Source organism: Thermococcus sp. EP1 (assembly GCF_001317345.1).
Taxonomy (GTDB): domain Archaea; phylum Methanobacteriota_B; class Thermococci; order Thermococcales; family Thermococcaceae; genus Thermococcus_A.
On sequence record NZ_JXCG01000013.1, the window covers coordinates 1 to 15,513 of the forward strand.

Annotated in this window: 13 protein-coding genes and 1 tRNA gene; 9 read left to right on the top strand and 5 right to left on the bottom strand. The window is 39.3% G+C overall.

From position 1 onward, the window contains the following. Positions 1-8 precede the first annotated feature (8 nt). A complete protein-coding gene (gene hpkA, locus EP1X_RS08655) occupies positions 9-203 on the top strand; it encodes an archaeal histone HpkA (RefSeq protein ID WP_055283738.1) in 195 nt (64 codons plus the stop codon). Between the two features lie 33 nt (positions 204-236). On the opposite strand, the gene EP1X_RS08660 is transcribed toward hpkA, so the two are convergent. From EP1X_RS08660 to EP1X_RS08670, 3 genes are read right to left on the bottom strand one after another with little or no spacing between them, the layout of a single operon-like run. Then, complete coding sequence (locus tag EP1X_RS08660; protein ID WP_055283652.1) at positions 237-752, bottom strand: metallophosphoesterase; 516 nt, start codon at positions 750-752, stop codon at positions 237-239. A 17-nt stretch (positions 753-769) separates the two neighbouring features. Next, entirely contained in the window at positions 770-1,690 is a 921-nt protein-coding gene (locus EP1X_RS08665; protein WP_082391540.1) for a transcription initiation factor IIB, read from the bottom strand. 6 nt (positions 1,691-1,696) lie between these two features. Further along, the gene (locus EP1X_RS08670; RefSeq protein ID WP_055283655.1) at positions 1,697-2,011 is read right to left on the bottom strand and encodes a Gar1/Naf1 family protein; all 315 of its coding nucleotides are present in this window, start codon (positions 2,009-2,011) and stop codon (positions 1,697-1,699) included. 253 nt (positions 2,012-2,264) lie between these two features. On the opposite strand from EP1X_RS08670, the gene EP1X_RS08675 reads away from it, so the two are divergent. The 6 genes from EP1X_RS08675 to EP1X_RS08700 all read left to right on the top strand — a co-directional run bounded on the left by EP1X_RS08675 (position 2,265) and on the right by EP1X_RS08700 (position 11,831). Continuing rightward, on the top strand, positions 2,265-3,590 hold the full coding sequence (locus EP1X_RS08675) for a RuvB-like helicase (RefSeq protein WP_055283656.1): 1,326 nt from the start codon (positions 2,265-2,267) through the stop codon (positions 3,588-3,590). A 294-nt stretch (positions 3,591-3,884) separates the two neighbouring features. Next, on the top strand, positions 3,885-5,147 hold the full coding sequence (locus EP1X_RS08680; protein ID WP_055283658.1) for an ORC1-type DNA replication protein: 1,263 nt from the start codon (positions 3,885-3,887) through the stop codon (positions 5,145-5,147). After that, a complete protein-coding gene (locus EP1X_RS08685; protein ID WP_055283660.1) occupies positions 5,140-7,110 on the top strand; it encodes a DNA-directed DNA polymerase II small subunit in 1,971 nt (656 codons plus the stop codon). The genes EP1X_RS08680 and EP1X_RS08685 overlap by 8 nt, the downstream gene beginning before the upstream one ends. 11 nt (positions 7,111-7,121) lie before the next feature. Then, the gene (locus EP1X_RS08690; RefSeq protein WP_055283663.1) at positions 7,122-10,946 is read left to right on the top strand and encodes a DNA polymerase II large subunit; all 3,825 of its coding nucleotides are present in this window, start codon (positions 7,122-7,124) and stop codon (positions 10,944-10,946) included. 68 nt (positions 10,947-11,014) lie between these two features. Next, on the top strand, positions 11,015-11,701 hold the full coding sequence (locus tag EP1X_RS08695; protein ID WP_055283665.1) for a hypothetical protein: 687 nt from the start codon (positions 11,015-11,017) through the stop codon (positions 11,699-11,701). Between the two features lie 54 nt (positions 11,702-11,755). Continuing rightward, positions 11,756-11,831: transfer RNA gene (locus EP1X_RS08700), tRNA-Gln, on the top strand. Between the two features lie 153 nt (positions 11,832-11,984). Here EP1X_RS08700 and EP1X_RS08705 read toward each other — a convergent pair. After that, positions 11,985-12,557, bottom strand: a complete 573-nt coding sequence (locus EP1X_RS08705) for a YiiX/YebB-like N1pC/P60 family cysteine hydrolase (protein ID WP_055283667.1) — start codon at positions 12,555-12,557, stop codon at positions 11,985-11,987. Positions 12,558-12,833: 276 nt separating this feature from the next. On the opposite strand from EP1X_RS08705, the gene EP1X_RS08710 reads away from it, so the two are divergent. Next, positions 12,834-13,520, top strand: coding sequence for an HAD family hydrolase (locus EP1X_RS08710; protein ID WP_055283741.1), 687 nt, complete (start codon positions 12,834-12,836; stop codon positions 13,518-13,520). A 28-nt stretch (positions 13,521-13,548) separates the two neighbouring features. Here the strand turns inward: EP1X_RS08710 and argF are convergent, their stop codons facing one another. Next, positions 13,549-14,496 (bottom strand): ornithine carbamoyltransferase, encoded by a 948-nt coding sequence (gene argF, locus EP1X_RS08715; protein WP_055283669.1) that lies wholly within the window; start codon positions 14,494-14,496, stop codon positions 13,549-13,551. A gap of 190 nt (positions 14,497-14,686) precedes the next feature. Here argF and thyX point away from each other — a divergent pair, with 190 nt between their 5' ends. After that, the gene (gene thyX / locus EP1X_RS08720) at positions 14,687-15,421 is read left to right on the top strand and encodes an FAD-dependent thymidylate synthase (RefSeq protein ID WP_055283671.1); all 735 of its coding nucleotides are present in this window, start codon (positions 14,687-14,689) and stop codon (positions 15,419-15,421) included. The last annotated feature ends 92 nt before the right edge of the window (positions 15,422-15,513 follow it).

Consider the following 15,513-nt stretch of genomic DNA (forward strand, 5'->3'; position numbering starts at 1 on the left):
TGGCTGAGTTGCCAATTGCCCCAATTGATAGATTGATTAGAAAGGCTGGTGCTGAGAGAGTTAGCGAAGATGCCGCCAAAGTACTTGCCGAATACCTCGAAGAGTACGCAGTTGAGCTCGCTAAGAAGTCAGTCGAGTTTGCTAGACACGCTGGCAGAAAGACAGTCAAAGCAGAAGACATCAAACTCGCTATCAAAGCTTGATGGCCTTTCTCTCTTTTGTCTTTTATATTATAATTATGGATATCTCCACTGGGTCTCCCATGGCTTAAATATTCTAAAACTGAATCTTTCATGTGTGATTTCTCCCACGAGAAACGTTGGATCACTCATTCTGGGAATAGTAGGAGAACCAGGATTAAGAAGAACCACTTCTTTTCCCATATATTCATATCTCTTATAAAAGAATCTATGAGTATGGCCAAAAATAAGGATATCCACTCCCATTTCCAAAGCCTTATATTTTAATGTCTGCTCGTCTAAACTTAAAAACCGATGACCATGTAAGAGCCCAATTCTAAGTCCCTCAATCTCCAAAACCTTCTCTTCAGGCAAAAAAGGCTTGTCAAGGTTACCTCTTACTGCAATGATTGGTGCAATCTCTTCAAAACGCTCTAGAAGTTCTGGGGCCGTTAAATCCCCAGCATGCAGAATCAATTCCACTTTCTCATCTTTAAAAACATTAAAAAGTAAATCGGGCAGATAAGAGGTTTTGTCTGGATAATGCGTGTCACTTAGTATGCCTACTTTCACAGTTGCTCCCCAACACTCTACGTGGGTATCCTTATATTAAGTTTATCCACTAATTCTTTGTATCTATTCCTCACCGTTACTTCTGTAACTCTAGCAACTTCCGCGACTTCCCTTTGAGTCATCTTCTCTCCCTCAAGAAGACTAGCGATGTATATTGCAGCTGCAGCTATTCCTGTAGGGCCTTTTCCACTAGTAAGACCCCTTTCAATCGCCATATTGACTATTTTTATTGCTCTTCTCTTCGTCTTTTCACGAACTCCAAGCTGATCCCCAAACCTCACAACGTAATCTACTGGATTGGTAGGTCTAAGCTTCAGGTTTAACTCCCGAACTAAGTATCTATAGCTACGGCCAATCTCTTTTTTGTCTACTTTTGAAACATCCTCTATCTCATCAAGAGTTCTAGGAGCATTGGCTACTCTACATGCAGCATATAAACAAGCTGAAACCATGCCCTCTATAGATCTTCCTCGAACTAGTCTGTTAATAACCGCTTTTCTATAAAGAACGGCTGCAATCTCTCGTATATTCCTAGGGAGTCCAAGCTGAGACCCCATTCTATCAAGTTCACTTAGGGCAAATGCCAGATTCCTATCTATAGCATCACTTATCCTCATTCTCCTTTGCCACATTCTCAATCTATACATCTTGGCCCTAGTACTGCCCGAGATATCATTTCCATGAATATCCTTGTTTCTCCAATCTATGTCTGTTGAAAGACCCTTATCATGGAGCATTACAGTCTCAGGAGCTCCAACTCTAGAACGCTTTTCTCTCTGCCCAGGTTCAAATGCTCTCCATTCAGGACCAAGATCCATTATTTCCTCATCCAACACATACCCACATTGAGAACAAACGATTTCCGCCCTGCTTGGATCGTAAATCAAATTTTCCGAACCACAGATTGGACATCTTTTAATACCTCCAAGTTGAGTCAAAAACTCTCACCCCCTCTTTTGGGGGGCAGGGCGACGTTTACTTACTCTTTTTACTTTTTTTGACTTTCTAGAACCAGAAGAGGATCTCTTCCTTTTTCTTTCATCAATATAAAGAATTTCTCCAATATACCTTTCTGGATCTTTGACACGTGGTTTTATAGCTACATATGGAGCAGTGACAGGACCAAAAACATCTTTAACTACCCCAATAAGTTGAAGGTTTTTATCTACTACCGGATCATTTAACACCGGTATGAATGTTGAGCGAAGTATCAAGAAGCCCTGTTTCGCATAATGAGAAACCTTGCCCAAACGCCTCATAGCCCCACCCCAATCGAAAACCTTTTAAATATATTTACTTTTTCCCTTTTAAACCTTTCTACTTACTACTTAATGTAGTCAAATTTGCGGGAAAACTTTTTAAACATTAGGTACCTTTCCAGTAGAATTTTATATTATGATGTGGCAGATTGAGACAAGTATACACTCTTCCGTTTCCTTTAAAGGATAAGCTTTTAAAGTGGTGTATATTTTACCTACTAATGGTTTCTAAAACATGGAGGGGGGTGACTCCATGCCATTGATTGAAGAAGTTGCACCCCACAGATTCGAGAGGATAGGGAGCCATTCACACATTCATGGCCTTGGGTTAGATGAGACAGGGAAAGCGAGATTTATAGGGGATGGCATGGTAGGGCAAACAAAAGCCAGGGAAGCTGCGGGAATTGCAGTGAAACTCATAAAAAAGGGGAAACTAGCAGGAAAGGGAATCTTATTAGTTGGACCAACAGGTAGCGGAAAAACTGCCATTGCAATGGGGATCGCAAAGGAACTTGGAGAAGACGTCCCATTCGTTCAGATTTCAGGAAGTGAAATTTATTCAGCGGAAATTAAAAAGACAGAATTTCTAAAACAAGCATTAAGAAGGGCCATTGGAGTCAGAATAAGCGAGGAAAGAAGAGTCTATGAAGGAAAAGTAGAAAGAATCCAAATTAATAAGACTAAGCATCCATTCAATCCATACGTGGAAATTCCAGAATCTGTAAAAATCACTCTCAAGACTAAAGATGATGAGAAAACTATCAGGGCAGGGCGAGAAATAGCATATCAGCTCTTGGAAATGGGAATTGAGGAGGATGATGTAATCCAATTGGATGCCGAAACCGGCAAAGTTTCAAAACTAGGGACAACAAAAGGAGAAGAGGGCCTGTTCTTTAAAAAAATAGTAGAGATTCCTAGTGGGCCTGTTCTTAAGATAAAGGAGTTCACGTACACAGTTACTTTACATGACTTAGATTTAGTTAACAGTCGTGCAGGAGGAATATTTAGCATATTTTTCGGCGGAGGTCTAGAAATTACAGATGAAATAAGAGAAAAAGTTGATGAGACCGTGAAGCAATGGATAGAAGAAGGGAAGGCCACGCTTGTTCCTGGTGTGCTCTTCATAGATGAGTGCCACATGCTAGATATTGAAGCATTTTCATTTCTAGCACGAGCCATGGAGAATGAACTGGCTCCCATCCTAATTCTGGCAACTAACAGAGGAATAACAAAAATAAGAGGAACTGACCTAGAAGCCCCCCACGGAATCCCAATAGACATGTTGGATAGGTTACTGATAATAAACACAGAACCCTATAGAAGAGATGCAATTAAAGAGATTATAAAGATAAGAGCCAAAGAAGAAGGAATTGAAATCTCAGAGGACGCTATAGAGTATCTCGCAGAACTAGGAGAAAAGACAAGTTTAAGATATGCAGTACAACTTTTGGCACCTGCAAGTGTTCTGGCAGGAAAAGAGAAGGTTAGTAGAGAACATGTAGAAAAAGCAAAAGAGTATTTCTCGGATGTAAAAAGAAGTACTGAATATGTCAAACAGCTCGAAGGAATGCTCCAATGAGTCTCTTTTTTTATAATTCTTCTTAAAGTTTAACCCTTTTTAAAGCCCCCTTCAAGTTTAATCATAAATCTGCTCAACAAAGCATATATACTCCCTTCCATAACTTATAGAATGCATTTCCTTTGCATCTACTGGTTCCGGTGGAAACCTTTTTAAAAGATGTTAAAATTATAGGGATAAAATATAACAATAAAGATAACAATTATGCACAGAAATGTGCTATAATAATCATATAAACATTAAAAATAGGTCAAATTGACAAACATCAATACATTTCCGATGGAGGTAACAAAAATGCTACAGGAAGGACAAACTGATCTCAATTCACTTTTTGAAAAATATATGCACAATGAAAGAATATTTAAAAATAAAGATGTATTGCGGCATAGTTATACACCTAAAGAACTCCCACATAGACGAGAACAAATAGAAACTCTTGTACACATCTTAGTCCCAGTCTTACGGGGAGAAACTCCTTCTAACATTTTTGTATATGGAAAAACGGGGACTGGAAAAACTGTTACTGTGAGATACGTAACAGATGATTTGATGAAGATATCCCAAAAGTACAACATACCTGTAGACGTTATTTACCTTAACTGTGAGATAGTGGATACCCAATATAGGGTGTTAGCCAATATAGTCAACCATTTTAAAGACGAAAGCAAGATAGAAGTTCCTCTTGTTGGATGGCCCACCGACGAGGTCTATACACAGCTGAAAAAAGTTGTTGACATGAAAGAGCGTTTTGTAATAATAGTTCTAGACGAGATAGACAAACTCGTTAAGAAAAGCGGTGACGATATTCTCTATAGCCTCACAAGAATAAATACCGAACTCAACAAAGCAAAAGTGAGTATTATAGGGATTTCCAACGATCTACGGTTTAAGGAATATCTAGACCCAAGAGTACTGTCAAGCCTAAGTGAGGAGGAGGTAGTATTCCCCCCTTATGACGCCAATCAACTTAGAGATATTCTAATGCAAAGAGCACAAGAAGCATTTTATGATGGAGTTTTGGATGATGCGGTTGTTCCTCTCTGTGCCGCTCTAGCGGCTAGAGAGCATGGGGATGCAAGAAGAGCCCTTGACCTACTTAGAGTTAGTGGGGAGATAGCGGAAAGAGAAATGTCCCCCAAAGTCACTGAGAGACATGTGTGGAAAGCCCAAGAAAAGATAGAACAAGATACCATGGAAGAAGTCATCAAAACTTTACCGTTGCATTCAAAAATCCTCCTGTACGCCATAGTTTTACTTGACGAAAATGGAGAACTACCGGCAAACACTGGAGATGTATATTCCGTATACAAAGACCTCTGTGATTATCTTGACCTAGAGCCCTTAACACAAAGAAGAATAAGCGACTTAATAAATGAACTTGACATGCTAGGCATAGTAAATGCCAAGGTCGTGAGCAAAGGTAGGTATGGGAGGACAAAGGAGATAAGGCTCAACGTAACACCTTATAAAGTTAAAAACATATACCGCTTTGAAGAAACATTGAGGCCATTAATCTCAGTGAGCATGCTTAAGCAGAGGAGGTTATTTTATGGATGAACTGGTGAGGGGGTTAATATCAAACAACTACCTAATAACTCCCCCAGCATATTTTCTTTTATCTGAATACTATAAAAAAGAGTTTAACCTTCCTGAACTCATAAAATTTGCAAAAGCAAAAGGAACGTTTATAATTGATGAAATAACGGCCGAGGAGTTTCTGAAGTCTAAGGAAATAATTACTGCTCCAAGTCATTTAGAGAAGTTTCTATCTACTAAAGAGAAACCCAAAGAAGCTGGAGAGGTTCAAGAAAAAACTACAAGAAAGCTTGAAGAAACTGCATATGAAGTTTCAAAAACTCCAAGTGGCCCTATTGAGGCCAAAAGTGTAAGTACAGATATGGAGGAAGTCATTGAAACATCATTTCCTTCTGAAGAAAGTGAAGTTACAGAAGAATCTAGAAGTCTCGAAGAAACAATGCTTCCTGAGACCGTAGAAGAAGTTGAGGAAATATCAACAGAGATCGAGGAACCCCAAGAAATCACAGAAACCTTTGAAAGCGAGAGTAATGGGGAAGAAAATGGAGAAACAAAAAGAAAAATTATCTTTGAAGAATATGGTGTGCCTATAGTTGTCGAGGAAGAAGAGATTCCAGAAGAGAAAAAAGCCTATTCTGTTTATGATGATTTCAAAGTTTCTCCAAAGGAAGGGTTTGAATTCCTAGCGAAGTCAATAAAATCTGAGTTTAATATTAAATTTGATGTACGAAAAGTTAAGATCACACCCCCAAAGGCTAAAAGCGGGACTACTAAAGAAGGAGAGATTATAGTAAAAGTTTATGAGAACTATTTTAAAAGTAGGTTAAAAAAGATGAGAAAAATTCTTCGTGAGAACCCTGAAGTTTCGGGAGTTATTGATATTGGAAAGCTTAGCTACATCAATCCAGAGGGAGATATCACAATAATCGGCCTTATAAACTCAAAAAGAGAAACACGAAACGGATACATGTTTGAAGTGGAAGACAACACTGGAATAATAAAAGTATTTATCGGAAGAGATAAAGAAGATTATGCAAAGGCTTTTGAGATAGTACCCGATAGTGTCATTGCATTTAAAGGAAGATACTCAAATAGAGGCATCTTCTTTGCAGACAGGATTTACTTGCCTGACGTCCCACTCTACAAAAAAGAGAAACCTCCTCTAGAAGAGAAGGTATATGCCGTTCTAATAAGTGACATTCACGTAGGTAGCAACGAGTTCTGTGAAAAGGCATTTATGAAATTTATAGAATGGCTTAATGGACATGTGAACAGCAAAGCAGAAGAAGAAATAGTCAGCAGGATAAAATACCTCATAATAGCTGGAGACGTAGTTGATGGAATCGGTATATACCCAGGTCAGTATAACGAGCTTAATATTCCTGATATTTTTGATCAATACGAGGCTCTTGCAAATCTTCTTTCAAATGTTCCTGAACATATCACGATGTTTATAGGACCCGGAAATCACGATGCTGCAAGAACTGCTTTGCCTCAACCGGAATTCTATAAAGAGTACGCAAAGCCTCTTTATGAATTAAAAAATGCCATTATAATAAGCAACCCAGCAGTAATTGATCTTCATGGTAGAGAATTTTTGATAGTTCACGGTAGGGGAATAGAAGATATCGTTAGCCATATTCCTAATATGAGCCATCACCACCCGGTAAAACCCATGCTAGAACTCCTAAAACTTAGACACGTTGCACCCACCTTCGGGGCAAAAGTTCCTATAGCTCCTGATTCCGAGGATCTACTTGTGATTGAAAGTGTTCCAGACTTAGTACAAATGGGCCACGTTCACGTTCTTGATTACCAAATCTATAGAGGAGTATTCCTAATAAATTCTGGAACATGGCAAGCTCAAACTGAGTTCCAGAAAATGGTTAACATAGTTCCCACACCAGCAAAAGTGCCAATCATCGATGTAGAAACCGCCAGGCTAAGAATGATAGTTGATTTTACTAAATGGTGTGACGTTTGAGGTGAAATAATATGGAAATTTACAGTGAGGATATGAAAAAATACTTTGACTCTTTGCAGAGAGAGATTAATAAAGCCTATGAAATAGCTCAAAAAGCCCGTTCTCAGGGGAGAGACCCCTCAAAAGAGATTGAAGTTCCCCAAGCAACGGATATGGCTGGAAGAGTTGAGAGTCTTGTAGGGCCTAAAGGAGTTGCGGAGAGAATAAGAACACTTGTAAAAGAATATGGAAAAGAACTTGCTGCTTTGAAAATTGTTGATGAGATAATAGAAGGGAGATTTGGAAAGTTTGAGAGTAAAGAAAAACTTGCTGATCAGTCCGTTAGAACAGCCTTGGCTATTCTCACAGAGGGTATTGTTTCTGCACCACTAGAGGGAATCGCAGATGTTAAAATAAAGAAAAATCCCGATGGCACAGAGTACCTTGCTATTTATTATGCAGGACCTATTAGAAGTAGTGGCGGTACTGCCCAAGCTCTTAGTGTTCTTGTTGGAGATTATGTTAGGAAAAAACTTGGCCTAGATAGATTCAAACCTACTGAAGAGCACATTGAGAGGTATGTAGAGGAAATAGACCTATATCACAGAGCTGTTACAAGACTTCAATATCATCCCTCAGCAGACGAAGTCCGTCTGGCAGTTAGAAACATACCAATAGAGATAACTGGAGAAACTACCGACAATGTTGAAGTTAGCCACAGAAACGTTCCAGGAGTCGAAACAAACTACCTAAGGGGAGGTGCAATTTTAGTTATTGCAGAAGGTGTCCTCCAGAAAGCAAAAAAATTAATCAAATACATTGACAAAATGGGGATAGAAGGATGGGAATGGCTAAAAGAATCTGTAGAAGCAAAAGAGAAGGGTAAAACTGAAAATAAAGAAGAAAAAAACACAAGCGATGAAAAAACAGAACAACACTTGGAAGAAACAAATGTAAAAATCAAGAAAGGCTTCTATTATGAACTTTACGAGAAATTTAAAGCAAACATAGCGCCAAATACAAAATATACAAAAGAGATTATTGGAGGAAGACCATTATTTGCAGAACCTTCCACCAATGGAGGCTTTAGGCTCCGGTATGGCAGAAGCAGGGTAAGTGGATTTGCAACCTGGTCCGTAAATCCCGCAGTCATGATAATGGTAGACGAATTCCTAGCAGTAGGGACCCAAATGAAAACAGAGAGACCTGGAAAAGGTTCTATTGCCACACCTGCGAGTACAATCGAGGGGCCTATAGTTAAGTTAAAGAATGGAAGCGTCGTACGAGTTGATGATTATTACAAAGCCCTAGAGCTTAAAGATCAAGTAGAGGAGATACTCTATCTGGGTGATGCTCTTATAGCCTTTGGAGATTTTGTTGAGAACAATCAAACACTTTTACCTGCCAACTATGTTGAAGAGTGGTGGATACAGGAGTTTGTAGAGGCAGTTAACAAAATTTATGAGGTTGAACTGAAACCCTTCCAAGAGAACGATAAAGAGATGGTAGAAGAAGCGGCCGATTATTTAGATCTTGATCCTAACTTCTTAGCAAAACTTCTTTATGACCCCCTTAGAACCAAACCTTCTATTGAAGAAGCTATTCATCTCTCACGCATATTAAGAATACCCCTACACCCATATTATACTCTTTACTGGAACACGCTCACCGTGGAAGAACTGATAAGACTTCAAAACGCACTGGTAAATGCCACCATTGAGTGGGATGAGTATAGGGGTCTTAAATATGCAAGAAAACTTGAAATAAGCCTCCAATCTCTAGGTAATGCAAAACGTTATTTAGAACTTCTTGGAGTAGAGCACAAAGTAGAAGGAGATACTGTAATTGTTGAATATCCTTGGGCCGCTGCACTTCTAACACCTTTGACAAATTTGGAGAAAAAACTTGAGTTTAAGGAATTTTACACTCCAATCGACCTCATAAATGAGATAAGTGAGATTAAGCTGAGAGATAGAGGGATAAGCTGGATAGGTGCGAGAATGGGAAGACCCGAAAAGGCAAAGGAGAGAAAAATGAAACCCCCTGTTCATGTTCTTTTCCCAATTGGTCTAGCTGGGGGAAATTCAAGAGACATCTACAAGGCCGCTCAAGAAGGCAAAACATCCGAAGTAGAAATTGCCCACTTTAAGTGCACCAACTGTGGCCATGTGGATATCTTCCCCCGTTGCCCCCAATGTGGGAGTGATGCAAAGCTTCTCTATCACTGTCCCAAGTGTGGCTTTGAATCTATCTTAGATACTACCTGTCCAAAGTGTGACATAGAAATGAAAGCATACAAAAAGAGAAGGATAAACCCATCAGAACTCTTAAATCAAGCAATGAAAAATGTTGGAATCTATACCCTCGATAAGCTCAAAGGCGTAATGGGTATGAGCTCTGCTCATAAGATACCAGAGCCCCTTGAAAAGGGGATACTACGGGCCAGAAATGATGTATATGTATTCAAAGATGGAACAATAAGATTTGATGCGACAGATGCACCTATAACTCACTTTAAACCCAAAGAAATAGGAGTCAGTGTAGAGAGACTCCAAGAATTGGGTTATACTTATGACTTTGAAGGAAAACCCCTTGTAAGCGAAGATCAAATCCTTGAACTTAAAGTTCAGGACATAATCCTCTCAAAGGAAGCTGGAAAATATCTTGTTAGAGTTGCTAGGTTTATAGATGATCTTCTTGAGAAGTTTTATGGTTTACCAAGATTTTACAACGTTGAAAAAATGGAAGATCTAGTAGGTCATCTCGTTATAGGTTTAGCCCCCCACACCTCGGCTGGGATTATAGGAAGGATTATTGGTTTTGTTGATGCTCTAGTAGGTTATGCTCATCCGTATTATCACGCAGCGAAAAGGAGAAACTGCGACGGTGATGAGGATAGTGTTATGCTTTTACTCGATGCATTGCTCAATTTCAGTAAATACTATCTCCCAGAGAAACGCGGTGGAAAAATGGATGCTCCATTGGTCGTTACTACACGACTTGATCCAAGAGAGGTGGATAGTGAAGTTCATAACATGGACATAGCCAGATACTATCCACTCGAATTTTATAATGCTACTTACGAACTCAAATCCCCCAAAGAGCTAACTGGAACTATAGAACGAGTAGAAGATCGCTTAGGAAAGCCTGAGATGTATGAAGGACTAAAATTCACTCATGATACAGACGATATAGCTCTTGGTCCAAAGATGAGTCTCTATAAGCAATTGGGAGATATGGTCGACAAAGTTAGTCGACAACTAGCTTTGGCCGAAAGGATAAGGGCTGTTAATGAACATCACGTCGCAGAGACCATAATAAACTCCCACATAGTGCCCGATTTAAGAGGAAACCTTAGGAGCTTCACAAGACAAGAATTCAGATGTGTAAAGTGCAATACTAAGTATAGAAGGCCCCCATTAAGTGGTAAATGTACAAAATGTGGAGGCAAAATAGTTCTAACTGTCTCAAAGGGAGCTATCGAAAAGTATTTGCCCACTGCAAAAATGTTAGTTACAAAATACAGTGTTATTGATTATACAAGGCAAAGAATTTGTCTTACTGAAAAGGACATTAAAATATTGTTCCAAAATGTCTTTCCAGAGACTCAAAGAACTCTCTTAGCCCTAAGCCATAAGGACATATGTGAGAGAATGATAGCTAAGAGAACTGGAAGAGCTGTGAAAAATAATGGGTATCTTGATGAACTTAGAGAAAATGGAAAATACAAAAGAGCCGAAAAAGAACAATCAGCATTCAAGTCTCAAGCGCCTAGAAGTGATAAAAAGGAAATTAAAAAGCCCAAAAAGAAAAAAGAAGGAAAGAAAGTAATTAGCCTGGAAGACTTCTTCTCCTAGAACCTTTAATTTTTCTCCACTTAACAAAAAAGATAAATAGTTGAACCACACTATCTTCTTTGATAGGGATGAAATTAGTACCAAGTGTGGCTTACCTTAGAATCCAGAAGCAGTTTTATGTAGGGTACTCTATGGCCCTAGCTGGTTGGGTAGGTGAACATCTGATTATTCGTAAATCTATTCCAAAACCTTCTTTTATGGAAAGGGCCTTGAAGAAGTTAGGATTTTCTCTTGCAGGTGAAGATATCGATGATGATAATTATACATATTTCTTTAAAAGAAAAGATATCGGAATCTCGGCTTATTTTGAACCCTCAAATGACCTTCTATTCCTCCAAGTGTATCCCTTCAAAAAGAGGATCGGCTCTGGTGTAAGCGTTAGAGCACAGTACATTGAATTTTATGATCAGTTTGTGGTCTCTATCGAGCCTGCTCAAAAACTTCCTCCTGGAATCAAGAGCATAGGCGTTAATCCTCTTATACTTGAGGATTATTACCCGATCTCTACTCCCTACTGGGGAATGGTGCATGAGGACTGGGAAAGTGATTTAAAAATGCTTGTTATGAGGGACGAAGTCTTCAATGATCTTGAAAGAAATGAGTATAGATGCCCTATATGCTTTTCTGAGCTTATGATAGAGGATGGGTATTTGAAGTGTCACACCTGCGGATTTGTTTATGCAGGCGAAAGTGAGTTTGATAGAGTATTATCAAGATTCTCATTGGCCCTTGGGGAAGAGGAAATTATATTTTAGCTTTTCTTCTGGAGTAAAATTTATAAATACAACCATAAACTACACAATGGGCACAGCCCCGTGGTGTAGCGGCCAAGCATACGGGACTTTGGATCCCGTGACCGGGGTTCGAATCCCCGCGGGGCTACCATACAACCCTCGGGCTCCAGATATTCCAATTCTCTAACACGTTTTCAAACAATTTTTAGGTGTTTCTTAGTAGCTCCCTCACTCTTAGATGAACACTGTAAAAAGTTAGAAGAATAGTGTCACTCTTCGTGAGTGTATTAAAAAGAAAAAAACACTAAGCGTGATGCTGATAAATCACATAGGTATCTCCGTCGTCGTATATCTCCTGAGGAGCAACACCCCAGAGATATTTCTCCGAGAATCTTGGATATTTATCTATATCGACACCCGCTGTGAAGTATGCAGCCCAGACCAGCTCAGAGCAATAATAACTCCATCCATAAACTTGTTTTGTCCACAACCTATAGTCATAGGGTTTTCCAATCTGAGCAAGAGCAAAAATAACCGCCCTTTTTCTTACACTGTCTGTGGTTCTCACCCTTAAGAGGGCCACTTCATCATACCTCTGTAAGTACTCCGAGAGCTTAATCACTCTAACTCCGGTAAACCAAGCCTCAACCACCATCCACTCTCCTACTTTATCATTGTAATATGCTACCATGCTAGCGTGTGTCCAGTAACCCGGAATCAGCCAATCGCTAGTAGGACTATGTCCTATGAGGATGTCTCCTACAATGACATCAGAGGGATAAGGGTGTTCGTAGTTCTCTTCCCCACCACTGAGAGCTAGCACTGGAGTGGAGAGTGCCAAAATCACAGATACCACAAAGAGAACAGCTTTTTTCATGTTCATCCCCCCAAGTTTTCACAGGCTTGTTAAACCTCAAACATTAAAAACCTTTGCATTTTTCAGAAAAAATTTTAATAATAACAATTTTTTATGAGAGTACTATAAACAAAATCCAAATTACATAGAATAATTTTTGCTTAAATTTAGAGTTATGTATACCCCATGAGAAAGCCCTTGTAAACTCATTATAATCCAATGCATAAAATCTTCTCTACATTCCCGCTTAAATTTATTAACCGCAAGTCCACTAATTATTCTCTGGTGGCAGAAATGATCAAGCTAGTATCTTTTGATGTGTGGAATACTCTTTTGGATATCACCATTATGATTAAAGCTCTCGGAAAAGCACTTTCAGAACTGTTAAACTTGCCTGAAGAGGAAGTGATAGAAAAGATAATCAAGACACGGGAAGAAATCAAAAAAATAAGAAAAGAGAAGAGTGGAAACCCAGAAAGAGCCCTCGAAGAGAGCCAGGAACTTTTAGCTAATGCCCTTAAAGTGGATGTTGAAATAATAAAAAGAGCAGTGGCAAAAGCCACTTTGAACGTCAGTTATGAAATAGTTCTCCCAGGAGTTAAAGAAACCCTAAAAGAACTCCATAGGAAATATATAATCATCACTACAGGGAATGTCATGTTCTGGCCTTCAGCTTATACACGCTTAATTTTAGAGAGATTTGCTCTAGCCGACTATATAACAAAGCAATTCTATTCAGACGAGCTCAAAGCTTATAAACCTATGAAAGAGCTCTTCTTAAAACCCCTTGAATATTTCAATGTTTCCCCAGAGGAAGCCCTTCACATAGGCGACACAAAGCCAGAGGACTTTGAAGGGGCCCTTAATGCAGGTCTTTATGCATGTTGGATAAACAAAGACGCAGAAAAGGTTGAACGAATTCACGAAAGAGGATTCATGGTTAAAAACATTGAAGATCTTTTAGGAATTCTGTCCTCGTTCTAATTTTTAAAATTTTAAATAAAAAGAGAGATTAAAACTTTATGCCGCCCATGATAAGAGCCATGGCTGCCTTTTGTGCATGCAATCTGTTTTCTGCTTCATCCCAAACAACACTGTTTGGAGAGTCCACTACGTCGTCAGTAACTTCTTCTCCCCTGTGAGCTGGGAGACAGTGCATAAAGATGTAGTCTGGCTTTGCATGCTTAACAAGGTCTTTGTTAACTTGGAACGGAGCAAATATCTTCCTTCTTTGCTCTGCCTCAGCTTCTTGGCCCATTGAGGCCCAAACGTCGGTGTAGATCACATCAGCATCCTTAACAGCTTGTATTGGATCATGCAAGAGCTCGAAGCTTCCCCCGCTCTCTGCAGCATTTTGCTCTGCCCACTTAATGACCTTTGCATCGGGTTCATAGCCCTCAGGTGTTGCTACAACAACATTGGCCCCCAACTTTGTTCCAGCAATCATGAGAGAGTGAGCAACGTTATTTCCATCACCAACATAGACTACCTTTAATCCTTCAATCTTACCCTTCTTCTCTTTAATCGTCATGTAGTCAGCTAAGGCCTGACATGGATGTGAAAAGTCGCTTAAACCATTTATAACCGGCACACTTGCATACTTCGCCAAGTCTACGACATCCTGATGATCAAAAACCCTAGCCATTATACCATCCACATACCTGCTCAATACTCTTGCAGTATCCGCTATTGTCTCTCCTCTTCTCAATTGGAGATCTTGGGCATTCAAATACAACCCATAGCCACCAAGCTGATAAATACCAACTTCAAAGCTTATCCTTGTTCTTGTCGATGGCTTTTGGAAAATCATAGCTAACGTTTTACCCTCAAGAACACGATGTGGCTTCCCTATTTTGTTCCATATTTTCATCATTTCGGCTGTTTTAAGAATTGTTTCAAGTTCCTCTCTAGTAAAGTCTTGGAGACATAAAATATCTCTTCCAGCCAAACTTACTACCATGTGCATCACCGTCTAAAGCTCCACATTGCCGTTAATAACTATTTCGTCGTTGAAAAATAACTTATAACGAAAATTTTCGAAAAATTCCTGAGGATTAATGGATAAACGTAAATCCCCACAAATCAATATCTTGCTGAAGTTTTCAACAATGCTAATAAGGAAAGCACTCCTTTTATTCTCGGTGGAGATAATGAAGGACATAAAAGTCAAGCTCATAAATTACACCCCAAGGCCCCTAGAAACCATAACTTGGGCAGCTTTGATAAGCTATTGGGACAAGTGGGAAAGCGAAGCATTCGAAAGGATAACAAAAGATGATGTAGAAAAGCATTTGCCAAGGGTTCTCTCTTATGGACATGAAAGCATCCTAGAACACGCCACCTTTACCTTCGCTATTGAAGGATGTTCTAGAACTTGTAGTCATCAACTTGTTCGCCATAGATTAGCAAGCTACACACAGCAATCAATGCGCTACATCAAAATAAACCCTGAAGATGTCGAAGAAACCTTTGTGATTCCGGAGAGTGTGAAGAAAGATCCAGAACTCTATGAGAAGTGGAAAAAACTTATGGAAGAAACTATTAAGCTCTACGAAGAGAGCTATGCCAAAGGTATACACCAAGAAGATGCACGCTTCATTCTACCACAGGCCGTGAGAACCAAAATAGTTGTAACAATGAACCTGAGAGAGCTCAAGCACTTTCTTGGATTTAGAGCGTGTGCAAGAGCACAATGGGAAATTAACCACATCGCATGGAAGATGCTGGAGGAAATCGCCAAAATAAAGGAACTAAGGCCCATAATAGAATGGGCTAAACTAGGGCCTCGGTGTATAGCACTAGGATACTGTCCAGAGAAAGAGCTCATGCCACCTGGATGCTTAAAAATGACAAAAGATAAGTGGAAAAAGTTAATGGAAGTATGAATCTTATTTCATAAAATTTTTAAAAGTGGTCCTTAAAATAAGAAAAAATATTTGTATAACAACCCTCTTAGAATTGCATTAATGCCCTATTA